Raw genomic sequence first — 22,739 nt, 5'->3', positions numbered from 1 at the left:
GGGCCGCAACGAGGTACCAGAAGAGAAACGTAGTGGGTAGCCATTCGGCGACCACCAATTGGGCGGACCTCGACAGTGCGCTGACTTGGCATTCTCGTCGGTGGATTGATGCAGAATGCGTTCGTGCCGTCCGCCACGCCCGTGCCGGGTCAATCCTTTGCCGACTACTACCCCGAAGTCGCCGCGCAGTGGCACCCGACGCGCAATGGTGACCTCAAGCCAACGCACGTCAAGGCGGGCAGCAATAAGCGAGTGTGGTGGCAGTGCGTCGAAGGGCACGAATGGTCGGTCCGACCGGCCGACCGCCGGCGAGGCGAGCAGTGTCCTGAATGCGCTGAGCGTCAACGTCATGTCGCGAAGGCGACGCCGAAACCAGGCCGGTCACTCGGCGACCTTTTTCCTGAGGTAGCCAAAGAGTGGCACCCAACCAAGAACCTCACTGTGACCGCGTTCGACGTCAACCCCGGCAGCAAGCAGCGCCGGTGGTGGCGGTGCGCTGATTGCGGCCATGAATGGCAGACCGACCCCGATCACCGCACCCGAGGTGGACGACGTTGCTCCAAGTGCGCATACCGCAGCATCAGCGTTTCAAAGGCAGTTCCGAAGCCGGGTGAATCACTGGCAGAAAAGGCTCCGGCCCTGGCCGCAGAATGGCACCCCGACAAGAACGGCGCATTGACGCCTTTCGACGTCCGACCGCGAGGCCGGGCTTCCGTGTGGTGGCGCTGCAAGTTCGGTCATGAGTGGAAGGCGATGGTGGCGCCTCGGGCAGTCGGAATTGGATGTCCCAAGTGCTCGATCATCGGGACGTCCGAACGGCAAACGCGTTTGGAATGCGAACTAGCGGCGGCCGGGCTCCCGGTCGTTCAGGATCATCCGCCGATACCTGTTGAGGGCCGGCGTCCTGTCCGCGCTGACATCGTTATGCCATCTCTGCATTGCATTGTCGAGTACGACGGCTCGTACTACCACGCAAAGAAGGTTCGGGCCGATCGCGCGCAATCAGCAGCGCTTGAGGCCGCTGGGTGGTTAGTGGTTCGAATTCGCGAACAGCCGTTGCCGTCGATCGGTGGCCTAGAAGTGGTGGTGACGCCAACTGAGTCAATCAAGTCGGTTGCAGTCAAAACGCTTCAGCTACTGGCCCGCGCCGGGTACAGCGCGCGTCATCTCGCACGCTACGTCGAAGACAAAGGTCTATGGGGCACCGACGCCGCCGCGACAGCGCTGTACAAGCACCGGGCAGTGAGCTTGGCAACTGAAAACCCGGACCTCGCAGCCGAATTCCACCCGACCAAGAACGCTGACATCACCGCGGGTCAAGTCCATCCCGGCAGCAACACCACCTTCTGGTGGAAGTGCGGAGCCTGCGGACACGAATGGCAGCAAAAGGTATCCATCCGTGCGAGAGGTCACGGGTGTCCTCCTTGTGGAGTCGAACGACGTGTCAGGTTGCGCGCGCTTCCAACACCGGGCAACTCATTCGCTGATCTGTTCCCCGAAGTCGCTAAGCAGTGGCACCCGACGCGTAATGATCTGGGACCCGACGAGGTTGCAGCGGCGAGCGGCAAGGTGGTCTGGTGGAGGTGCGCCAACGGCCATGAATGGCAGGCCAAGGTTGTCGTTCGACGGGTGCACGGACGTTGCCGCCAATGCCCACCTTCCGAGGGCGGGTCGCTGCGACGACGAAGGGTCGGTCGCGGCCCGGCCACTTCCTAGCAGCCATGGTGGTTTCGGCCGGCGCTGACCACCGGCGGGCCGTGCCGCGGATGTCCAGAACGTGACGGCGGTGGTCGGGCGCCTGGGCGAGTGCCACAACATCAGCCGACGGAGGTCACGCCAGCGACGGCCGTGGACACCGTTTGGACACAAACTTCCTCGATTCACAGATAGTTCTCGTGAACTGCCGTGACCTGTTTTCGCAGCTAGAGTCGGTTTCGGCGCCCTGACCAGGAACCTCTTTGGGGGTTCAAGTCCCCCCTCGGACACGTCCGGCGACACGACTTAAGTCGGCAGTCGCCGTGACTCGCTGAAGATGCGGGTCGTAGTCGAGGCGCAGGCCCAGGCTTGCGTATACCTGAGCGCGTTCCGCCCCGGTTGCCTCACCAAGCACTGCTGACAGCCCGCCCAATTCCTCAACCAACTCGCTGATTTGTGCGGCAGTCATGACGCGAGGTCGCTCCGCTTGCTCAAGACGGACCTTCAGCTCGTCGCGCTCGGCGGTGCGGCGGCGCAATGCAACAGTCAAATCCTCAACGGCCACACCAGACTCCACGGCGGTAACCAGAGCAGCAACCTTCGCATTCGCCTCGCTGAGCTGGCGCCGCAAGGCCGCGTAGCCAGCCCCTGCTACCGGGTCCGCGTCTTGCCCGCGTGCCAAGTCGGCCGGATCGGCCAGGGTGGCGATCCATTCGTCAAGTCGCGCAGTCACCTCATCTTCACGGAGGTAGACGGTGCGCGGGTGATCACTCAGGTCCGCGGGTACCGAACGCGACTTACCGAGCTCACAACGGTAGAGGATGCGTGTTGTTCGCTTCCCGGCGCGGGCAGCGCCCTGCATCCGCCGTCCACATGCGGCACAGAACAGCAGCCCACGCAGTGCATATGGCACTGTTGACTCTCTGCTGCAAACAAGACCGGGACCCCGCCGCGCCTGCATCCGAAGACGAACAGCCTGCGCTAGTTCGTCACGGATCAGCGCTTCATGCGTGCGGCGTTCTGGTGCGATCCAGTCGGCCTCATCACGCCACCGCATACGAGTCTCATACCCCGCAGCGACATCATCGGGGTTGACCAGAACCTCGTATTTCTCCTGCTTGCCCCAAACACGGATACCGCGGTACGCCGGGTTGTCGAGTATCGCGCGGATCGCCGAATGGGACCATCCTCGTGGGTCACGATGCCGATTCCGTGCCGGGTCGTACTGGCTCGGTGACGGTACACCATCGTCGGTGAGCCGTTGCGCGATATAGCGCAGGCCCGCTCCGTCGGCGTACATGCGGTAGATCCGCTCGACGACCGAAGATGTCGCGGGGTCGGGTTCGAGGCGGTGAAGCCGCTGCCCAAGATTGGCCTTGGCAGGGTTTGGATGCGGGCCGGCATCGACGAGCCGGTAACCGTAGGGTGGTCGACCACCGAGATATCTGGCGGTGTCGTGCGCGAGTGCTGACATCGCCGTACGGACGCGCATCTGGATTCGAGCGCGCTCTCCCTTGCTCATGCCGCCGAACAGAGTCATCACCAGGTCGTGTGCCTCGGAGCCGGGATCGACCGCTCCGCCGACCTCGGGTACCCACAGGCCAACTCCGTAGTGCGTGAGGACAGGGAAGGTGAGCGCAAACTGCGGCCCGTAGAACGCACGGGCGGGTTCCCCAATCACTACGGCATCAAAGCTACGGTCCCGACAAGCGACATCAGCAAGCAGACGTGACGCCTCTGGCCTGCGCTTCCACGGCAGTGAACGGCTCTGTCCCACATCGAAGTAGTCGGCGGCGATGAATCCGCCGTGCGGAGTGATCAGGTCCATGGCACGCCGCTTCTGCCAGCTGCGGCTCGCCTCCGGGTCTTGAGCGTCCTCCGTGCTCACTCGGCCATAGAAGGCGAACCTCAGGCTCACGCCACTCCCCTCCCTGATCCAAGCATCCGGTCCCGCACAGCCATTATCACGTGTACCAGCGCGCGGTTGGCCTCGGACGGAAGTCGATATTGGTTGGGCACAACAATTTCAACACCCCCCTCTGACACCGTCGGCGCATCGGGACGAGCGTCACACCCGGAGCGAGCACGTGCTGCTCGGGACCTGTCAGCCATCGCTTCCCCCTGGCGGATCCCATTGTTGATTGCGGGCTTGGCCACGGACTTCGATCAGTCCGATGCGGCGGGTGTGGATGTGTTGGACGGCCGCGGAGTAGATGAGGGTCCGGTCGCCGAGGCTGGTGGGGCCGGCACGATCGAATTCCCATGCCACCAGATCATCGCCATCGGTGGAGTCGAGGCCGAGATCATGTTGGTGCGCAGTGCTTTTTAAACGTTGTTCACGGGTCCAGGCCGCGCGACGTTCGCGCAGCGCGGTCATCGTGGTGGAATAGCGGCGGGATTTGCTGGTGATGTGGCCCCGGTAGCCCAGGGTGTGCAGCCACCGACCGACACCGGCCAGTCCCTTATCGGCGAGTTGGCTGATGGCGGTCAGGATCGCCCGAACGTGGTCGCAGACATCGAGGTCAGCGATGGCCTCGGTGGAGATGCGTCGCGCGCTGATCCCGACGTCAGCTAAGGATTTGGTGACGTATTTCGCGAGGTAGCGAGCTACGCGGCGGCCTGGAAGAACCCCGCCGTGTGGTGAATCCTCCTGCACAGCAGAGCCGTCCGTGCCGGCGTGCCGGTTGTCGATGGGTTGGGTGTCGACTTGTGTGCCGAACCTGATCACCCGTGTCGCTGTATTTGAGGATGAGTCGGTGACCGTCACGGCCACGGTTCGAACGGCCTGTTGGATGATGGTGGCCAGTTCGGTTGCCGCAAGGGGCGCATGCCAGTCATGACCGCCAGAGTCATCGCTGTCGGGCGGGTCGAGGCGGATCAGGGCATGAATGTGCGGGATGAGCCGGGCTTGCAGTTCGACGACTTTGATGAAGCTGACCTGCACCGCATCCGGGTCGGCGCCCGAAGCACGTAGCTCTCGGCGCAGTGTGCGTCGCAGGGTGATGGTGAAGCGTCGCCACAGTTCGGGCAGGTGCCATGTGAACAGGACATGCCCGGTGTAGTCGTAGCAGTCCGCGCAGATCGGCTGTCCCGCATAGATATCACCTTCGCCGTGGGTTGTGCTGCACCACAGTGGTTTTCCATGCGGGCATCGGCGGTAGCCGCCAGTGTGGTGGTGGTCGCGACACACACGCTGCTTCTTGTCGCCTGCACGCGCGGCGGCGTGAACAGGCCCGTAGCTAGGTGCGGTGAGGGTGACGAACACCTGCGGACGATCGGCCACTGCTGCGGGGATGTTGTGGTGGCCGCCGGCGGTGCCAGCGTGCACGAGCTGCCACGTGTCGCGGGCGTACAGGTCTGAGCACGATGGGCATACCTGTGCGCGGCGGTTGTTGCACCGTGTCCACACCACCCGATCGCGGCCTATCTCGTCGGTACCTCTGAGTTGGATGGGGTGGGCGCAGAAGCCAACAGATTCCGCGCGCCGCCACCACGATTCGAACCCCGTCGAGGACGCGCGGCGCACCATCTGATCCACCACCGCATTGGTGTCGATCGAGCCGGGAACCCCGGGCAACACCAGCGTGGGGGCTGTCGTTGCAGTAGTCACCGTTGACCCCGGGCGGTGTCGGTGCGCCCGCTGTTGGACTGGTTGGTTCGGGTCGCGGCACGAGGTGGCCGGAATCGTGCTGCCAGAGTGGCGATGTCGTGGTCGGCGACGTGAAATGCCCGTACCCGCACCGGTTGGGCCGTGCCATCGATCATCATGTAGCCCACACCGGGAGTGGTGTCGGGGATGTGATCGCAGTCGGCCCCCGCGTCGCGGGCGCCCTGGCCCAAAACCATGGTGGTTTGGGTGGCTTCGGTCAACCGCAACCCGATTCGCACGGTAAACAGCTGCCGCACCGGCAGGGTGTCTTTGGCCGGATCTTGCACCGCTGCCACCACCGAAATGCCGACGGCCCGGCCTTGGGAGAGCAGCAGGCCCAACAGCTGTTCAATTTCGCTGCGCACCTTGCGGTCGGTCACATACGCAGTCAGCGCGGCGATCTCATCGATCACCACCACGAATAACGGCTCAGTCGGAGTCGGGGTGTGCATGCGCGTCTTGCCCCGTAACCGATTGGCGCGGGCGTGCATCACCTCCACTAGTTGCCGCAGCAGGTACAGGGTGGTGCCAGTGGCGTCGTGGGTGAACACCGTGAACATGGGTGCTCCGGCGCCCAGTTCCATGCCGCCTTTCGGGTCGATGACGCAGAGCCGCACTTGTCCGGTTTTCACGGCGGGGGCGAGGCCAGCGATCAGTGACCACAACACTGAACCTTTCCCCGCGCCGGTCGCGCCAGCCACGAGCAGGTGGTGGCCAAGCAGAGGTAGGTGCCACCAGTGGCGGGTTTCGGTGATCCCGACCCGCACCGACCCCACATCCACCGCAGTCGCCGTCGTGGGCATGGGCAGGGCAATCGGGTCGGCCAGCACGTCGCCGCGCATCAGGGTGATGCGTAGCTCTCCGGGCGCGGTCGCGCGGATGGCGATCCGGTCGGCACGCCAGGCGGCGGCTAGCGCCTCGGATTGCTTGTGCCAATCAGCCAGGGAGTGGCCGGTGACCACTCGCAGCGCCAGGACGTCGGTCGTCTTGCCGATGCGCACCGACTGCAAGGTCGGCACCAAGGTGCGTTCGCCAAGTGTGGCGGTCAGGCCGTGCAGGGTGCACACCGATTGCCAGGTGCGGGTGTAGCGCGACCAGGTCAACCAGCGCCGCCGCACCGGCTCGGTGACCCATCCGTGAAACGATCGCGGGTCCAGCCACGCCCAGCCCGCATACGCGGCAGCGAAAGCAATACCGATGATCAGACCCGCGCGTGAGCCATGGGTAATGGCCATCGCCACGCTGGCGATGATCGGGATGCTGATGGCCGGGAACAGGACCGCCCACCACAGCAGATACCCGGCCGCTTTGAACAGTGAGAGGATGAGGTCGGTGATCCAGTCGTCGTCGTTGGATTGAGAGTTCTTGCTGTTTTTGTAGTTTGATGCCATGACAGGCGTCCCTCTGGTGAGTGAATGGTCGATAGCAGCTCACGTGCTGGGGCGCGACACCCACGAGCGCCGCGCCCCAGCAAATGGGGTTATTTCTGCGCGCGGGACGCTTGATCGCTCGGCGCAGCCGCGGGGTTGGTGGGGGTGATGGCGTCGGCACGGAACGCCACGCCGCTGCGATCACCTTGAGCCCAAGGGATAGCAACCAGACCCGCGACTGAAACAGGTTGGGTGACTGTCACTTTCGGATCCCCGGCGACGGTGACGTTGAGCACTTCACCACCGGTGTCATCCAACGCCAACAGCTGCGCGGCATACAGTGGCACGCCGGTGGCGGTGTCCACTTTTGGGCTGCCGGTCTCGAAGTTCAGCCGCGGCTCGGCCGCTCGGGTGACGATGAACCGTGTGCCTGATGTGTCGATTCTTAAACGCATTGTCCCGCTGTTCCTTTCGTGATCTGTTTGCGCCCGTTGCGGCGCTGGGCTCAGTTCACGTGGACATCGCGGACGTAGCGAGGGACGTTGGCAGGCATTGCCGACACTGCCGCAGACATTTCGGACACGACAGGGACATGCCCGTGGGCATCGGACGGGCATCACCGCCGCGGGGCGGCGGCAGTCGCATGGCAAACTAGGAACCACGCGCTGAGGATGGACAGGGATGACACGGAAAGATGTGCGCTGAGACGACGGGCGATCAGGACGGCGACGCCGAGGCCGCCACGATCCCCAACGATCGCCTCACCCAACGGCTGCACGCCAAGGGACTCTCCCCACAGAGGTTCGCCACTGCGGTGGGCGTGGATATCAAGACGGTGCGCCGCTGGCTGGCCAACATCGACTACAACGTCCGCGAGGACAACGCCCGCCGCGCCGCTAAGCTGCTTGGCTGCACACCGCACAACCTGTGGCCCAACCAGTATCCTGCCCCTACCGCGAGCGCGCTGGCGACGACGTCGCTGGGTGGTCCGTTCACCGCGACGCTGTATGCCAGCCGCACCCAGCTGCCGATCACGACGTGGCAGCAGCATTTCGGCGACGCCACCACCGGCATCGACATCCTCGTCCTGGCGGCCACGTTCCTGTTTGACACCCTCGACGGCTTCCTCGACATTCTGCTCGACGCCGCCGCCCGCGGTGTGGCGGTGCGGTTTCTCGTCGGGGATCCTGACACTGCCACCACGATCCTGCGCGGCAAGGAGGAAGGCATCGGCGAGGCCGTCATCGCCCGCTGCCGCACGTCCGTGGAGTTGCTCGCCCCGCATGCCGATACCCCGGGGCTGGATATCCGCACCCACGACACCACGCTCTACACGTCGATCTTCCGGGTCGACGACGCCATGATCGTCAACTTCCACATCTACGGCTCACCCGGGCGCAACAACCCCGTGCTTGTGCTGTCGCGCCACCACGAACCACGGCTCTGGGCCACCCTCGAAGACGCTTTCACCCAGGTCTGGGATCGCGCCAGACCGCTCAGCGCGAAAGGCTGAACCCTATGCGAACCGACTACTACAACGACCCCAACGCCCCGCTGCCCAACAGCGTCGTTCCGTCAGCCTCGGCCATCGTCACCGACGAACAGGGTCGTATCCTGCTGATCAAACGCCGCGACAACACCCTGTGGGCGCTACCCGGCGGCGGACACGACATCGGCGAAACGATTGCCGACACCGCCGTCCGGGAAGTCAAAGAGGAAACCGGGCTCGACATTGAAGTCACCGGCCTTGTCGGTGTCTACACCAACCCGCAGCATGTCGTCGCGTTCACCGATGGCGAAGTCCGCCAACAGTTCTCTCTGTCCTTCACCACCAAGGTTCTCGGCGGTACCCTGGCCATCGATCACGAAAGCACCGACATCGCCTGGACCGATCCCGACGACATCCCCAATCTGGACATGCACCCGTCGATGCGACTGCGCATCGAGCACTACCTGCAACACCGCGACAGCCCCTACCTCGGCTAACCGGCTGGGTTTACAGCCAATCGCGTACCCGTCGGACCGCCGCCAACAGTTCGTCGCGCCCCGCGTCGACCGCGCGGTGCACCGGGTCCTCGGGTCCATAGCGGCCCAACACCTCGATCAATCGATCTCGCGGTGATACCGGCGCCCCGTCCGGCCCGGTCGTCAGATCGCAAAAGGTCAACACATCCAGAACATCGCTGGGCGGATCGCTGAACGCCGCTAAACCTGACAAGCCGCGCTCGGCAGCTTCCGCGTGCGCCCCAGTATGGAACGCCACCAGGGAGGCGACCAGCTCCCGAAAACCCGCCGCCCGGGCAAACTCTGCGCCATCGAGCGGATGAAACCCGGTCCGGCGCAACGACGGTGCGTAGCCGATATCGTGCAGCCACGCCGCTGCCACCAAAGAGTCCGCTGTCTGGGCATCGAACCGCCGACTCAGCCGCTCGGCAGTCGTCGCGACACCCCGCACATGCGCCAACCGCCGCAGCTGCCCCACCAGTCGCGTCTCGGCCTCTCGCCGTGCACGCTGCGCCAGCATCCCGCTCACAACCGCCATCCTACGAGTCCCATCGCCATGGCGCAGACCCGCAACTGATGCTCAGCGGAGCCCGGGCCGCCATAGCCCGCGAGGAACCGGCGGCTACCTGCGGGCTTCGCTACACTCCCTCTGCTCCCGTCCGCTGGCGCTCCCGTCCGCGCCGCTCGCTACGCTTCGCCCTCCGTCCGCCGCCACACAAGCTTGCACACGACGACGAGCGCTGTACATCTCAACGGCCACGGCATCCTGGCACCACGACAAGCCAGGACTGTCCTCGCTCCTCGCCGCATCGAGACGCCGCGGGCAGCAGGCGCGACCAACGCCCGCCTGACCGCCGCTGGCCTGCGATGTGAGAACTTTCTTTACTGCTATCAAGTCGATGGCGGCACGTTGCCACCAGCTCGACACCGCAGCCGCCCGACTCGAACGCCACGTCGACACCATCACCGCCACCGCCGCACCCGAGCTACAGCGTCGGGCCCGACACCGCTGCCACGCTGCTGACCGCCCTCGGCGACAACCCCGCTCGGATCGGCAGCGACGCCGCTTTCGCCAAACTCTGCGGGGTCAGCCCACTGGAAGCCTCCAGCGGCAAAACGATCCGCCACCGGCTCAATTGGGGAGGCAATCGCGACGCCAACCGTGCCCTGCACGTCATCCTGGTGGTGCGCATGCGCCGTCACCAGCCCACCCGCGACTACTTCGTTCACCGCCTGGCCGAAGGCAAAACCAAGAACGAGATCATGCGCTGCATCAAGCGTACATCGCCCGCGAGATCTACCACGCCCTCCGCCAACCCAGCAGAAGAACCAACGAACTCATTGCCTGAAGAACTCATTGCCTGAAGATAGGAGCATCTGGTATCAACTCCCGAAGGGCACCCGATCCGCAATGTCCACCCATTTCGTGGCGATATGGCACCTCTGTAGATGCCATCAATCCTCCCAGGTGAGTAATGTGCAGGTGGCTAATCGTTCAGGGTCATAGGGAACGCGAGATGATTTCCTTCATCACCTCATTTGTGCCGGCGTAGATTTTCTGCACGCGCTGGTCCACCCACAATCTCGAGATGGGGTACTCGGTCATGTACCCATATCCGCCGTGGAGCTGCAAACAGTCATCGAGCACCTTCATCGCTCGCTCAGTGGTCCACCATTTCGCCATGGCGACGGTCTGGACGTCGAGTTGGCCCGCGAGGTGTAGGTCGATGCAGTAGTCCAAAAATACTCGTGCGATGCGCGTTTCGGTTGCAGCTTCGGCCAAGATGAATTTCGTGTTCTGGAAGCCGAAGACGGGCCGTCCGAACGCTTCCCGCTCACGGGTGTATTTGAGTGTCTGCTCCACGGCAAGTTCCATCGCCGCGACCGCCCCAACCGCGACGATGAGCCGCTCTTGAGGTAGCTGCGTCATCAGCTGAATGAAACCCTGACCCTCGGTCTCGCCCAGGAGGTGCGAGCGGGGCACTCTTACGTCGTCGAAGAACAACTCGGAGGTGTCTTGTCCGCGTTGGCCGATTTTGTCGAGGACCTTGCCGCGCCGGAATCCGGGTCGATCGGCTTCGGCGACGATCAGCGAGATGCCGGCGGCGCCCTGACTTGGATCTGTCTTGGCGACGACGATGATCAGGTCGGCTTGCTGACCGTTGGTGATGAAGGTCTTTGCGCCGGTGATCACGTACTCGTCACCGTCAAGAATTGCTTTGGTCTTGACACTCTGCAGATCAGAACCGGTCCCTGGCTCCGTCATGGCGATAGCACCGATCATTTCGCCTGAGGCCATCTTGGGCAGCCACTGCCTCCGTAGTTCTTCGGCCGCATACTGGAGGATGTAGTGCGCGACGATTCCGCTGTGCAGCCCTGCGCCCCATGAGCTGTCCCCGACTCGGGCTTGCTCTTCGAGTACGACGGCTTCGTGCGCGAATGTGCCGCCTCCCCCGCCGTATTCTTCGGGTATGGACATGCAGAGCAGGCCTAGTTCGCCGGCTTTGTGCCACAATTCTCGGTCAACTTGGTGCTGGTCTGCGAAACGTTGCGCATGTGGGGCCAATTCGGTCGAGAAGAACTTCGCGGCAAGGTCACGAAGCTCGAGCAATTCGGCGCTCATCCAGGGAGAAATTGATGCTGTCACAGGATTCCCTCTCGGCTGTTCAATATCAATGGGTTTGATTTCTTAGGACGTTTCGATCTGATACTCGCCGGCGGAGTGACGCGCGCGTATGGCCTTCTTGTCGTATTTCCCGACGCTTGTTCGGGGAATCTCAGACACGAAGCTCCACCGCTCCGGGATCCACCACTTGGCGACCTTGTCCAACAGAAACGCGCGCAGTCGGTCGATGTCGACCTCGGCTCCACGGTGAACCACGACCAGGGCGAGCGGTCTTTCCTGCCATTTGTCGTCGGGAACTGCCACCACCGCAGCCTCGTAGATCGCCGGGTGACCAATCAGCGTGTTTTCCAGCTCGACTGAGGAGATCCATTCTCCACCTGACTTGATGACGTCCTTCGCACGATCGGTCAGCGTGAGATACCCGTCCGGGTCGATCCGGCCGACGTCGCCGGTGCGCAGCCACCCTCCGTCGAACTTGTCCGGATCATCGTCGCCGAAGTAGGCGCCGGTGATCCACGGGCCTCGCGCCTGTATTTCACCCGCTGATCGACCGTCCCACGGCACTGTCTTCTTGTGGTCGTCACGCAACCGGATCTCGACACCGCACATCGGCCGACCCTGGCTTTCGCGCATCTCCCACGCACGGGTCTCGCCTACTCCGTGCGCTGCGCGTGCGACGGTAGCCAGCGGCGAGGTTTCGGTCATGCCCCATGCCTGCACGATAGGCACGTTGTACTTGTCTTCGAATGCCCGCATCAGCGAGACGGGGACTGCCGATCCCCCGCAGGCAACCAGCCGAAGTGAGGAGATGTCCCGGGCGGGATTCGATTCCAGGTATCGATCGACATCGTTCCAGATCGTCGGCACTGCACCGGCGATAGTCGGCTGAGTCTCTTCGATGATCGACACCAGCGGCGCGGCTTGCAGATGGCGATCGGGTAATACCAAGTCCGCACCAGACATCAACGCCGCGTAGATCAGTCCCCACGCATTGGCGTGAAACATCGGGACAATGGCCAGGATACGGTCGGCCTCGCTCACTGCCAGGGCGTTCGACGTGCAGGCGGTCAGTGCATGTAGGTAGGTCGAACGGTGGCTGTAGACAACACCTTTGGGATTTCCAGTAGTCCCGCTGGTGTAGCACATGGCCGCGGCGGAACGCTCATCGATCTCGGGCCAATCGAAAGTCTCCGGTTGCTGCGCCAGGATCTCCTCGTAACGCAACACCGTCTTCCCGCATCGCTGCAGCGGAGCGAGGTCGCCGCCCCCGGTGGCGATGACCGTATGCACCGACTCCATCGCTGGTAGCGCACTAGCCAACAATGGCGCAACCGACGCATCCACCAGGATGATCTGATCGCTGGCATGGTTGGCGATGTACGCGAGTTGCTCTGGAGCCAAACGAATGTTGAGGGTGTGCAGCACCGCGCCCATGGAGGGAACCGCGCAGTAGGCCTCGAGATGTTCTTGGTTACTCCACTGAAAAGTGGCCACCCGTTGATCTGCCGTTATTCCGAGCCCGCGCAACGCATTGGCAAGTCGGCCCGCTCGCCCCAGGACGCTACGGTAGGACATACTTCGGTATCCAATTCCGTCGGGGGTGATCACCTCGCTGTTTCCGTGAATGGAGGCGGCATGGCGGACAATTGCCGAGATTGTGAGCTGGACGTCTTGCATCGTGCTGTGCATTACGCATCGGCCCTTCAGGCGAACAGGTCTGGATGGCGACTCGCATCGCCTATGAGCGTCCCGTAGTGGGTTCTGAGCGCTTGCAGGATCTCTGCCAGCGGTAGATCGTCGAAGGCGCCTCGATCCCTCAGATATTCCATGTGTTGTGTGCCGTCACCGGCGAACCCGTGCAGCAGGGCGTCTGTGCGCCCGTCGAAATCAATTGGCGGGACGCCGAACCGTGCGCATAGCTCGCGATTGAACGCCGGAGTTGCCTTGACCCAGACACCGCAGAGATGCATGAGGCTGTATCCGTGGTAGACGAAGACGTCGGTACCGCCCATCCGCTCACGCAATGTCTCGGTCTGAAGGTGGTTTCGGACATCGGCGAACCCCAGCCGCGCTGGGATGCCTGCTGCTCGGCAGGCCGCCGTCAAGAGCACCGCCTTCGGGACGCAGTAAGCGCGGTCTGCAGTTGCGATGGTGCTGGCGCGATACGCATGCGGGTCATCGGTCACGGTGTAGGGGTCATACCAAATCGAGTCGCGGACCGCAGTGAAGATGGCTATGGCCTTCGTGGTGTCGTCGACCGCGCCGCGGGTCGCCGATGCAACGAAGTCGCGTACCGATTCATGTTGCCAATCGAGGAACTCCGTGGGCTCCAGGTAAGGCGAGTTCTCACCGCTCATCGGTGCCGCAACGTCACAGGCAGTCCGTCCACGGGAATGGGCAGCGAGGTGTTGTCCCAACGCACGTGATAGTCGTTTGGGACCGTCCAAGTGTAGGTACGCAACATCTGGTGCAGGATTGCCTTCACCTCGAGTGTGCCGAACTGCATCCCAATGCATTTGTGCGCCCCCCCGCCGAACGGCACCCAGGCGAATCGGTGCTGTTGGTCCTCGCGCCGGGGCTCATCGAAGCGCGACGGATCGAAACGGTCCGGGTCGCTCCATATTCTGCGGTCGAAGTGATTTACGGCGGGTGTGATTGCGCACAAGGTTTCACGGGGGATGTGATAGCCGTCGATGGCGACATCGCGGACGGTCTTGCGCATCACCAGCGGAACGGGCGCCAGCAGACGCAGAGCTTCTTTGAGGATCAGATCGAGGACCGTCATCCGCTCCAGTTCGTCGATATCTGGCGAATCGTGACCGAAGGACCGCGCCTCCGCCGCTGCCTTCTCCTGCCACTCAGGATGTTTAGCGAGGAAGTAGGTGACAGCAGTGGTGGTGATCGTGGAGGTGTCATGGGCGGCCATCATGAGAAAGATCATGTGGTTGATCACATCCTCGTCGGAGAACCGTTCACCGTCTTCTGTGGTCGCCTGGCAGAGGGCGGCGAATAGATCGTCGGTCTCGCCTGCACGCGCGGCCGGCAGGTGTCGGGAGAAGTAGTCCTCCAACACGCGCCGCCCATGCACGCCGGCGCGGAACCTGGTGCCCGGGAGTGGAACTCGCACAAAGGAACTCGCCGCGCGAACAGTGGACACGAACGCCTCGTTGACAGCAGCGCTCTCGTCCTTGCCGCGGCCACCCATGAAGACATCCGTGGCAATATCGAGGGTGAGATTCTTCAACAACGGGTAGATCCGGACCGACGGACCGGTCGGCCACGCGGGCACGGCTGCGCGAACGCACGGGGCCACCTGCCCGACATATCCGGTCAGGCGAGGACGCGTGAACGCCTCCTGCATGATGCGCCGGTGCATCAAATGTTCGTCGAAGCTCATGAGCATCAACCCGCGATGGAAGAAAGCATCGATCAGGAAGGACCAGCCATCTTGAGAAAAGGCCTTGGCTTCGCTTGTGAACGCCTCACGCGTTGCGTCTGGACCGGCGATGACCACCATTTTGGTACCGAATGCGCCCATCCACGACACCGAGCCCAAACGTTCGTAACGCTCCCGACTGAATTCTGAACCAAATCGGATGTAGTCGACAGTGTGCCCCAGCAACGGGAGTCCAGCGTCCCCTAGGACGGCTCTCAGCCCAGATCCGGCGGGGGCCGGCGCAAGTTCCCGGACTCTCCAGTCCCGACTCCACTGTCGCCATTTGTCATCGACGACGCGGGGGGCGGGCGCCAACAGGACAGACGTCAACCGCTCCTTGGGGTGACGCGTGATTGCGAGAAGCTGATTAGCCACGATGCCTCCTGGGCGCTCTGCTGCACGGGTATCTGGTAATAGTTTACATAGATGTGCTGAATGTCAATATTCGAACAGTTAACAGTGAAATGTTAGACACCGCCTGCGACCCGGATCATCTGCGCAGCCTCGCGCGGTTCTCACTCGGGCCGTCTAACTGAAGGCGTTCAACGTGCCTGAATAGATAATCGTGACTGCGTGGTTTGCGGGTGAGGATCCGGTAGGCAAATGTAGGCCCAGGCCAGTTCGTCGGGATCGCGCCACTCGAGGTCGTGTACCAGCTCGCGCAAAGCGCCCACACCGACCTTCGCAGCCGCCGGCTCAATCGTGTGTTGTAGCTTTGCTCGATGTCTGGCCTGACGTCGACCGTACGCCCTGGGTCACTCGCCAAAATCTTGATGAGGGCACCGACATAGCGGACCTGAGACTCGATCATGTAAATGATCGACCCGGAACCGACATTCGTGTTCGGGCCATAGAGGAGAAAGAGATTCGGGAACATCGGGACTGTAATGCCCAGGTATGCGTGCGCCTGCGTCCCCCACACCTCGTCCAGAGTCACTCCGCCCCAGCCGCGAACACGCATCGGGGCGAGGAAGTCGGTAGCGCGGAAACCTGTTCCGTAAATGACGACATCCGCGCGATGGAGTACGCCATCGTCGGTCACGACTCCCTTGTCGCAAAGCTTCGCAACCGCGTTGGTCACCAACGAGACTTCACCGTTGGCAATCGCGGGGTAGTAATCATTCGAGAACAACACCCGCTTGCACCCCGGCGCATCTGATGGCGTGAGTTGCCGGCGCAGCATTGGATCGGCAACCTGCCGATGGAGGTGGTAGCGGGCGACCGCGCCGAGAATGCGTGACAAGGGCTTCGCGTCGACCAACGTCACTGCGAGCACTTCAAAAATCAGCCATACCGCGAAACGCTCAAGACGCAGCCACAGCGGCAGAACCTTAATCAGCTGTTGGTGAAGACGTCCGTACCTGCTGTCCCACTTCGGCAAAATCCAAGGCGCCGTGCGCTGATACAGCGTTACGCGCTGTGCCTCGTGTGCGATCCGTGGCACAAACTGTATCGCGCTTGCGCCTGTCCCGATGACGGCTACTTCCTTGCCGCGCAGCGATACCGAATGGTCCCAACGCGCCGAATGAAAACGCGGCCCCTCGAAGGTGTCTTCGCCGGCAATATTCGGCGTATGAGGTCGCGAGAGCTGCCCCACGGCCGAAATCACGACATCGCACCAGATCGTCTCGCTGGATCCGGTCACCAAACGCCAACGGCCGGCCTGTTCATCGAAGGTCATCTCGACGACTTCGGTCCGCGTGCGCAAATGCAGGTCCATTCCGTCGGCCAGGACGAGTCGGCGAAGATATTGGAGTATCTCGGGCTGTTCTGCATAACGTCTCGACCAACGAGTGTTGGGCTTGTCCGAGAGTGAGTACAACGCTGACGGCACGTCGCAAGCCGCTCCTGGATAGGTGTTGTCGCGCCAGACGCCGCCGATGTCTGCAGCCTTTTCCACCATGGTGAAGTTGGTGAATCCGTCCCTCTTCAGCTGATGGGCCATGGCGATACCCGCGACGCCGGCCCCGATGATCACTATCGACGGATCGTGTCCTCGAGGATCCCTCGCAAAGCCGCCTGTCATGAGACAGCTAAGAAGCAGTTGATGGCGCGGTGGCAGTGGAGCATCCACGGTCCCAACACTTTCACCGGTGGGCCGAAGCTTTCAGGAAGTTTCCAGCGCGGTGGATCGCCTCACGAGCCTCGGGCAGGATTCGGAACATGGCTTGGAACACGTGGATCTGTCCCCGGTACACCTGTATCTCAACGCTTGATCCGGCCGATCGGAGGCGGTCGGCAAGATGCCTCGAGTCATCGATCAACATTTCTCTTCCGCCTACCTGAATCAGGATCGGTGGCATGGACCTGAGGTCTGCGTCGAGCACGCTGATTCGCTCATTGCGGTGATCTGCACCAGCCACGTACAGGTCAAGAGCGCGGGCCGCGGACCGAGCAGAGGCGAAAGGATCACGGCGGCGAAGTTCGCGTGCCCTCGCGAGTTCACATGTCAGATCCAGGACCGGAGACATGAGAAGCATCGAATCCGGCAGCGGCAGTCCGTCACTACGTGCGCCAAGGGCGGTGGCCATCGTGAGCTGGCCGCCCGCCGAGTCCCCGGCCACCGCAACACCGCGTTCGCCGGAAGCCGAAGGCTGCCCTGTGACGAGCCAGCGGTATGCGTTCAGTGCATCGTCGGCGGCAGCGGGAAAGGGATAGCGTGGAGCTAGCCGATACCTCACCGCAAAGATGGGCCGACCGCTCGCGGAGGCAAGTTCACCGAGCAGGCCGCGGTGGGTAGCCGGTGAGCACATGGAGTAGGCGCCGCCATGAATGTAGAGCAACGGAACCGCGTGTGGATCGACTGCAGGAGAAGTGATCCAATCCCCGCGTATCTGATTCCCGGCGAACTCGGTATCTATTGTGCGAACCGCCACGCTTCGGCGGGGCCGCGATCCCACAAGCGCCATCCGGAGTACGCGATCCATCACCGCGAGGCCGTGGGCGCTCGACGGGATGAGTTGCGACAGCGGACGCAGTGTGTTTCGCGAAGTCATTGCCACGAAATGACTTGCAAGACTGGGGCGCCGGTCCGCCGCATCAGTGTTGGTCACCGTGCGCCAACGGATTCTGCGCGACGTTCAAATCGGTAATCGGAGAGCCGGAAGGTGCGGCTACGCCAGTAAGTCTCCAGGGTAGTTGACGGACGCAACGGAACATCGCCGTGTTTGTCGAAATAGTAACTGTTGGCATTGGAACAGCTCGGCTGCCAGAAAACCTGTCGATGTCGGCGGCTAACCATGTCACCGAAGTAGCGATCGTTCGCCTGCTGTCTGACCTCTACGTAATCAGCCTTCAGCGTGCGCGCACGACGAAGACAGCGGACGATATGCCGACTTTGCGCCTCGATGAGTGTGAAGTACGAGGAGCCGTTGTAACCATAGGGACCGAAGATATTGAAGTGATTCGGGAACCCTGGGACGCTCACACCCTCGAAGGCTTGGAGGCGGTGCTCATCCCACCAGGCAGACTGCTCCACTCCACCGCGTCCCTTCAGCACATAAGTCGGCATATTGCCCGACTCCATCACTTTGAACCCGGTGGCCAAGACCATGACATCGATCGGATAACTCTTGCCATCTTCAGTGTGAACCGAGGCATGGTCGACATGGGTGATGCCGCTGGTCTCGAGCGAAACATTGCGACGGTTGTACGTTGCGAGATAGGAATTGTGGAAACTCGGTCGCTTACAACCCAACGAATAGCGAGGAATGAGTTGGTCTCGAGTCACCGGATCGTCGACCGCCCGACGCATATAGCGTTTCGCCGCCTCTTCCATGAGGTCCGACACAGGGATCAACGAGTGAAAATGAGCTGCGATGGGAAATGTGAACTCGACGAACGCCTGACTCGCAGTGCGCGTCATCAGTTGTGCCCCTGGCACCAACCGCATCACTGTCGCGGCCCAGCTCGGTATGGAGAAATCCGGCTTCGGCAAGCAGTAAATCGGCGTTCGCTGGAAGACCGTCAGACTTGATGCGATCTTCGCGACTTCGGGAATCAGCTGCACCGCAGATGCCCCAGTCCCGATCACCGCCACCCGCTTACCGGTGAGATCTTTCGTATGGTCCCATCTGGCCGTATGCAGCGTCACGCCGGCGAAGTCGCGCACTCCTGGAATATCAGGCCACTTCGGCCGACTGAGAACGCCAGAGCAATTTATCACAAAACGCGCGGTCAGATTCTGACCAGAGGAGCAGCTCAGCCGCCATAGTGCGGCGCCTTCGTCGAAACAGGCTTCGTCCACAGTCGTGTTGAACCGGATGTAATTTTGGAGTCCGTATTTTTCTACACACCGCTCTGCATAAGCCTTCAACTCATCCCCGTGAGCGTAAGTACGTGACCAGGATGTTCGCATCTCATAAGAGAACTGGTAACTATAGGACGGAATATCGACCGCTATTCCCGGATACGTATTCCAGTGCCATGTACCGCCGACGCCATCGGCGTCATCGACTATAAGAAAGTCCGCAAATCCGGCCTTCAACAGGCTGATCGCTGTACCAATCCCAGAAAACCCGGCTCCGACTATTACAATTTCGTAGTGCTGCCCAGACTCAGAACCCATTACTTCCTCACGTGCGCTTTGATGTTTACCCTATCCGCTGCTGCAGTTCAGCGTGTTTGTGTCAACTTCAGGTCAGCATCGTCACGCCGAGTGATATCGTAATCCCGCATATCCAGACGGGACAGTTCCCTGGTGAACTGAGTCGCAAAGCCCGGATACATCGTGCCGTTATAGCCATCCTCTGTTAAATACCAGCTGCTGCAACCCGAGTTCCATGTCGTGCGTCGTAACCGCCGCTGAATATTGGAGTGGTACGCGTTTTGGCTATTCTCTTTCACATCCAGGGTATGGACTCCGTTACCTTGGTCGCGCAAGAGCTCGATCGCTTTTACGATGTAATCGATTGCCGCCTCCATATATAGAAGAGCGGAGTTGTGGCCAGGACCGGAATTAGGCCCGAAAGTGAAGAACAAATTCGGATACCCGGCCACACTCACGCTCTTGTAGGCAAATCTCCCCTCAGACCACGCGTCTTCGAGTTTTCGCCCGTCGCGCCCCAGGATCGGAAATGGCGTACCGCGTTTACACACATCGAAGCCTGTCGCGAATACTATGCAGTCCACCTCATGCTCGATGCCGTCGGCGGTTCGAATTCCGTTCGGAGCCAGTGTGGCGATCGGCCAGCTGACGAGTTTGCAGTTATCGGCCTGGAGAGCAGGGTAATAGTCGTTAGTCATAAGCATGCGTTTGCACCCAGGTCTGAACTGCGGTGTTAGCTGACGTCTCAACCAGGTATCCTTCACCTGCCGACGCAGATTCGCCTTCGCGGCCGCTTGGATGACAGATGTGGCAGCGGTATCCCAAACCATGCCCACGGCCATGACCTCATGCGCCCAAAACCACGCACCTCGTAGGGCCTGTTCGGTTGCCGGCATGCGCTTGAAAGTCGAACGCGCCCAGGCCGGATGCCGGAAATTCACCCTCGGTAGGACCCAGCCGGGCGTCCTCTGAAACACCTTGACCGACGCCGCCAACTGGACCAATTCGGGAACGATCTGCACAGCGCTCGCCCCGGTCCCGATAACCGCCACCCTCTTACCGCTCATGTCATAGGAGTGGTCCCACCGAGCACTGTGAATCTTTTTCCCCTCGTACGACTCGATGCCACGAATATCCGGGAAACTGGCGTCAGCAAGTGGTCCGCTAGCCATCACGACTGAACGGCCCCGATACCGCCTGCCGCCGGTCGTGTCGACAACCCACTCTCCGGCATCCTCGTCGAATTCCAGTGCACTCACGTCCGCACCGAAATGAATGAACCTCCCAAGATCGTATTTCGCGACAATCGCGTCGATATAGGCGAGGATCTCTGCGCTCCCCGAGTATGCGCGAGTCCAGCCTGGGTTCGGCTCGAACGAGTAGGAGTACAGCAATGACGGAATGTCGCAGGCGGCGCCGGGGTAAGTGTTGTCACGCCAGGTGCCCCCGACGCGATGTGATCGCTCCAAGATGACAAAGTCGTTAACGCCCGCTTGAAGCATTCTCATCGCCGTACCGATACCCGCGAAGCCGGCGCCGACGATCAAAGTCGTTACCGTGTCCGTCATTTAGCGACCGGTTCATAGGTCAGTTCATCCGTCCATGAAGGCGGTCGCCCGAGTACTTGCACGGGGAAGATGTCGATCGCATTGCCTAAGCGCTGGGAAACGAAGTGAAGGGGTTGGGACCGCTTGATCGAGGAGGACATGTGGGCCTTCAAGATGTGATATCCAGGCACCCTCCGCGTGTGCTCACTGCGGTCCCCGACATTGCCATATCGCGTCACCGCGTTGTACAGCTTCTCTTCGGATAGCCCCATCGCGTTGAGATTCATCAACATGCGCGTGAGAAGCGGTATATACAGCAACGCGCCAGTGAGAATACGGGGGTCCATCACAGCGCCGACCGTTTGGATTGCATGGATTCGCATGGGACTGGCGCCGAGGTCATTCAGGACTTGAAAACCTACTGCAAGGTGCCGCGATTCGTCGCTGTTGACCTTATTGAATACTTCCCCGCAAATTGGGTCGTCGACCTCATCAAGGAGAAATTTCAGCAGGGCCCCGTCCAGCGCGGTCTCCAGTGCGGGAATCGCGGCGCCGATGACAGTCAGAGGAAGAGCCTCAGCGTACCGATCTAGCCACTCGATCACGAGACGGATGTTCTTATTCGGTACAGGCTTTTCGCCTTCCTCGATCATGCCCCAGCGACGCATCAGAGCAAGTTCGGCGTTGGCGTGACGCTGCTCCTCGGCGTGAAAGTAACGGTAAATGTCTCCGAGCGCTTCGAAGGGCGCCTTCGGGGCCATCGCAGCAAAGGCGCGCGCTCCGACATGCTCAATCCACACCACGTCGGACATGAATTGCTTGAGTTTGGGACGCTGTTCGTCGGTGATCAACTCCGCACCAGGGGCGCCCCAATCGATATCGGCGAGAGCCCATTGCTTGTTCTTGATCGTCTCGAGCATGTCGCTATATGCGAACGCCATTTCACTGCTCCCTCTGTTCGGCTGGATCGTTCCATGAGGCCACGCGCTCCACCAGCCCCAACGCCCGCGTAAACTGACCGGGTAAAGCTCTTTTCAGTTGCCACAAAATTTTCGCGTCCAGTTGGGGCACTACATAGATTTGTCCGCGATCGTGCGCGTTCAAGGTCGTTCGAGCCACTTGATCCGGCGAAATGCCGGTCCACCTCATCAGGTTGGTCGCGAGTTTCGCCGCCGACTCCTCAATCTGAGGATTTTTGGCGATGTTCGTCTTGACGAAGGTGGGGCAAAGCACTGTGACATTGACGTTAGTACCGCTCAGTTCGGCCGCCAAGGTCTCGGACAGAGCGAGCACTCCGGCCTTACTCACGTTGTATGCCCCCATTCGGGGCGCCGAGCCGAAACTCGCGGCGGACGCCACATTGATCACTCCGCCACGGCCGTTGCTCCGGAGCCGGGGAACGAAAGTCTCGCACCCGTAGATAACACCCCAAAGGTTGACAGAAATCGCAGCGTTCCAGTCCTCGACCGACGTAGCGCCGATGCGATTGCCGCCCGCACCGATTCCGGCGTTGTTGATCACCAGGCTCGCCGCCTTGCCAAACCAGTCTTCACTGGCATCAGCGAGGTTACGGACCTGCTCAAGGTCGGTGACGTCGCATACGACGTCGAAACCCTCGCCGCCGGCCTGCCTCACCAACTCGGCCGACTCTTTCGCAGTGATGGGGTCTTTGTCCGCACACACAACACGTCCACCTCGGCGTGCAAGCTCAACGGCGAACGCGCGGCCGATACCGCTCCCTGCGCCTGTGACTACTGCGTGGGCGCGGTGGGTTCTACCTGGTGAACTACCGAACGGCAAGAACCTCATCTGCTTGCCTTTCGGATCGCGACACTGATTTCCGGTGCGGGAGACCATTGATTTGGG

At 61.7% G+C, this 22,739-nt stretch carries 19 protein-coding genes; 4 read left to right on the top strand and 15 right to left on the bottom strand.

Annotation, left to right across the window (positions count from 1 at the left end):
• The first annotated feature begins 108 nt into the window (after positions 1–108).
• Positions 109–1,716, top strand: coding sequence for a zinc-ribbon domain-containing protein (locus A5636_RS27720; RefSeq protein WP_065158355.1), 1,608 nt, complete (start codon positions 109–111; stop codon positions 1,714–1,716).
• Between the two features lie 250 nt (positions 1,717–1,966).
• Here the strand turns inward: A5636_RS27720 and A5636_RS09330 are convergent, their stop codons facing one another.
• The 4 genes from A5636_RS09330 to A5636_RS09315 form a co-directional block, all read right to left on the bottom strand.
• Positions 1,967–3,613 carry a recombinase family protein gene (locus A5636_RS09330; protein ID WP_012394803.1) on the bottom strand — a complete coding sequence of 549 codons (1,647 nt, stop codon included), beginning with the start codon at positions 3,611–3,613 and terminating at the stop codon, positions 1,967–1,969.
• A 186-nt stretch (positions 3,614–3,799) separates the two neighbouring features.
• Positions 3,800–5,305, bottom strand: a complete 1,506-nt coding sequence (locus A5636_RS09325) for a replication initiator (protein ID WP_012394804.1) — start codon at positions 5,303–5,305, stop codon at positions 3,800–3,802.
• A complete protein-coding gene (locus A5636_RS09320) occupies positions 5,302–6,735 on the bottom strand; it encodes an FtsK/SpoIIIE domain-containing protein (protein WP_012394805.1) in 1,434 nt (477 codons plus the stop codon). Before A5636_RS09320 ends, A5636_RS09325 begins: the two co-directional genes overlap by 4 nt.
• Positions 6,736–6,824: 89 nt before the next feature.
• Complete coding sequence (locus A5636_RS09315) at positions 6,825–7,169, bottom strand: SCO3933 family regulatory protein (protein WP_011893911.1); 345 nt, start codon at positions 7,167–7,169, stop codon at positions 6,825–6,827.
• A 239-nt stretch (positions 7,170–7,408) separates the two neighbouring features.
• Between A5636_RS09315 and A5636_RS09310 the strand changes: the two genes are divergently transcribed.
• Together A5636_RS09310 and A5636_RS09305 are read left to right on the top strand one after the other, a co-directional pair.
• The gene (locus A5636_RS09310; RefSeq protein WP_012394806.1) at positions 7,409–8,227 is read left to right on the top strand and encodes a hypothetical protein; all 819 of its coding nucleotides are present in this window, start codon (positions 7,409–7,411) and stop codon (positions 8,225–8,227) included.
• A gap of 5 nt (positions 8,228–8,232) precedes the next feature.
• Complete coding sequence (locus tag A5636_RS09305; RefSeq protein ID WP_012394807.1) at positions 8,233–8,700, top strand: NUDIX hydrolase; 468 nt, start codon at positions 8,233–8,235, stop codon at positions 8,698–8,700.
• A gap of 10 nt (positions 8,701–8,710) precedes the next feature.
• On the opposite strand, the gene A5636_RS09300 is transcribed toward A5636_RS09305, so the two are convergent.
• Positions 8,711–9,247, bottom strand: a complete 537-nt coding sequence (locus A5636_RS09300; protein WP_012394808.1) for an HD domain-containing protein — start codon at positions 9,245–9,247, stop codon at positions 8,711–8,713.
• A gap of 356 nt (positions 9,248–9,603) precedes the next feature.
• Here A5636_RS09300 and A5636_RS27180 point away from each other — a divergent pair, with 356 nt between their 5' ends.
• The gene (locus A5636_RS27180) at positions 9,604–10,083 is read left to right on the top strand and encodes a transposase (RefSeq protein ID WP_078321963.1); all 480 of its coding nucleotides are present in this window, start codon (positions 9,604–9,606) and stop codon (positions 10,081–10,083) included.
• 136 nt (positions 10,084–10,219) lie between these two features.
• On the opposite strand, the gene A5636_RS09290 is transcribed toward A5636_RS27180, so the two are convergent.
• The 10 genes from A5636_RS09290 to A5636_RS09245 form a co-directional block, all read right to left on the bottom strand.
• The gene (locus A5636_RS09290; RefSeq protein WP_016889182.1) at positions 10,220–11,341 is read right to left on the bottom strand and encodes an acyl-CoA dehydrogenase family protein; all 1,122 of its coding nucleotides are present in this window, start codon (positions 11,339–11,341) and stop codon (positions 10,220–10,222) included.
• A 66-nt stretch (positions 11,342–11,407) separates the two neighbouring features.
• Positions 11,408–13,033, bottom strand: coding sequence for a fatty acid--CoA ligase (locus A5636_RS09285; protein WP_016889183.1), 1,626 nt, complete (start codon positions 13,031–13,033; stop codon positions 11,408–11,410).
• A gap of 14 nt (positions 13,034–13,047) precedes the next feature.
• Positions 13,048–13,701, bottom strand: coding sequence for a transglutaminase-like domain-containing protein (locus A5636_RS09280; protein ID WP_012394811.1), 654 nt, complete (start codon positions 13,699–13,701; stop codon positions 13,048–13,050).
• Positions 13,698–15,155, bottom strand: coding sequence for a cytochrome P450 (locus A5636_RS09275; protein WP_012394812.1), 1,458 nt, complete (start codon positions 15,153–15,155; stop codon positions 13,698–13,700). Before A5636_RS09275 ends, A5636_RS09280 begins: the two co-directional genes overlap by 4 nt.
• 115 nt (positions 15,156–15,270) lie before the next feature.
• Entirely contained in the window at positions 15,271–16,806 is a 1,536-nt protein-coding gene (locus tag A5636_RS09270) for a flavin-containing monooxygenase (protein WP_012394813.1), read from the bottom strand.
• 61 nt (positions 16,807–16,867) lie between these two features.
• Positions 16,868–17,833 carry an alpha/beta hydrolase gene (locus tag A5636_RS09265; protein ID WP_012394814.1) on the bottom strand — a complete coding sequence of 322 codons (966 nt, stop codon included), beginning with the start codon at positions 17,831–17,833 and terminating at the stop codon, positions 16,868–16,870.
• Positions 17,830–19,347: a flavin-containing monooxygenase gene (locus A5636_RS09260; protein ID WP_012394815.1), complete on the bottom strand. Its 1,518-nt coding sequence runs from the start codon at positions 19,345–19,347 to the stop codon at positions 17,830–17,832. The genes A5636_RS09265 and A5636_RS09260 overlap by 4 nt, the downstream gene beginning before the upstream one ends.
• A 47-nt stretch (positions 19,348–19,394) precedes the next feature.
• Complete coding sequence (locus tag A5636_RS09255; protein WP_012394816.1) at positions 19,395–20,894, bottom strand: flavin-containing monooxygenase; 1,500 nt, start codon at positions 20,892–20,894, stop codon at positions 19,395–19,397.
• The gene (locus A5636_RS09250; protein ID WP_012394817.1) at positions 20,891–21,814 is read right to left on the bottom strand and encodes a hypothetical protein; all 924 of its coding nucleotides are present in this window, start codon (positions 21,812–21,814) and stop codon (positions 20,891–20,893) included. The genes A5636_RS09255 and A5636_RS09250 overlap by 4 nt, the downstream gene beginning before the upstream one ends.
• A gap of 1 nt (position 21,815) precedes the next feature.
• Complete coding sequence (locus A5636_RS09245) at positions 21,816–22,682, bottom strand: SDR family NAD(P)-dependent oxidoreductase (protein ID WP_012394818.1); 867 nt, start codon at positions 22,680–22,682, stop codon at positions 21,816–21,818.
• Positions 22,683–22,739: the final 57 nt, after the last annotated feature.

Origin of the sequence: Mycobacterium asiaticum (genome assembly GCF_001673315.1) — a bacterium.
GTDB lineage: Bacteria > Actinomycetota > Actinomycetes > Mycobacteriales > Mycobacteriaceae > Mycobacterium > Mycobacterium asiaticum_B.
The sequence above is the reverse complement of the archived record's forward strand: the minus strand, read 5'-3'. Positions and strand labels throughout refer to the sequence as shown.

Coding starts and splice junctions, on each gene's coding strand:
- A5636_RS09315 (WP_011893911.1), bottom strand. CDS start 7,169: ATGCGTTTAAGAATCGACACATCAGGCACACGGTTCATCGTCACCCGA.
- A5636_RS09280 (WP_012394811.1), bottom strand. CDS start 13,701: ATGAGCGGTGAGAACTCGCCTTACCTGGAGCCCACGGAGTTCCTCGAT.
- A5636_RS09310 (WP_012394806.1), top strand. CDS start 7,409: ATGTGCGCTGAGACGACGGGCGATCAGGACGGCGACGCCGAGGCCGCC.
- A5636_RS09260 (WP_012394815.1), bottom strand. CDS start 19,347: ATGGGTTCTGAGTCTGGGCAGCACTACGAAATTGTAATAGTCGGAGCC.
- A5636_RS09320 (WP_012394805.1), bottom strand. CDS start 6,735: ATGGCATCAAACTACAAAAACAGCAAGAACTCTCAATCCAACGACGAC.
- A5636_RS09270 (WP_012394813.1), bottom strand. CDS start 16,806: ATGACAGGCGGCTTTGCGAGGGATCCTCGAGGACACGATCCGTCGATA.
- A5636_RS09290 (WP_016889182.1), bottom strand. CDS start 11,341: ATGAGCGCCGAATTGCTCGAGCTTCGTGACCTTGCCGCGAAGTTCTTC.
- A5636_RS09285 (WP_016889183.1), bottom strand. CDS start 13,033: ATGCACAGCACGATGCAAGACGTCCAGCTCACAATCTCGGCAATTGTC.
- A5636_RS09255 (WP_012394816.1), bottom strand. CDS start 20,894: ATGACGGACACGGTAACGACTTTGATCGTCGGCGCCGGCTTCGCGGGT.
- A5636_RS27720 (WP_065158355.1), top strand. CDS start 109: ATGCAGAATGCGTTCGTGCCGTCCGCCACGCCCGTGCCGGGTCAATCC.
- A5636_RS09245 (WP_012394818.1), bottom strand. CDS start 22,682: ATGAGGTTCTTGCCGTTCGGTAGTTCACCAGGTAGAACCCACCGCGCC.
- A5636_RS09305 (WP_012394807.1), top strand. CDS start 8,233: ATGCGAACCGACTACTACAACGACCCCAACGCCCCGCTGCCCAACAGC.
- A5636_RS09250 (WP_012394817.1), bottom strand. CDS start 21,814: ATGGCGTTCGCATATAGCGACATGCTCGAGACGATCAAGAACAAGCAA.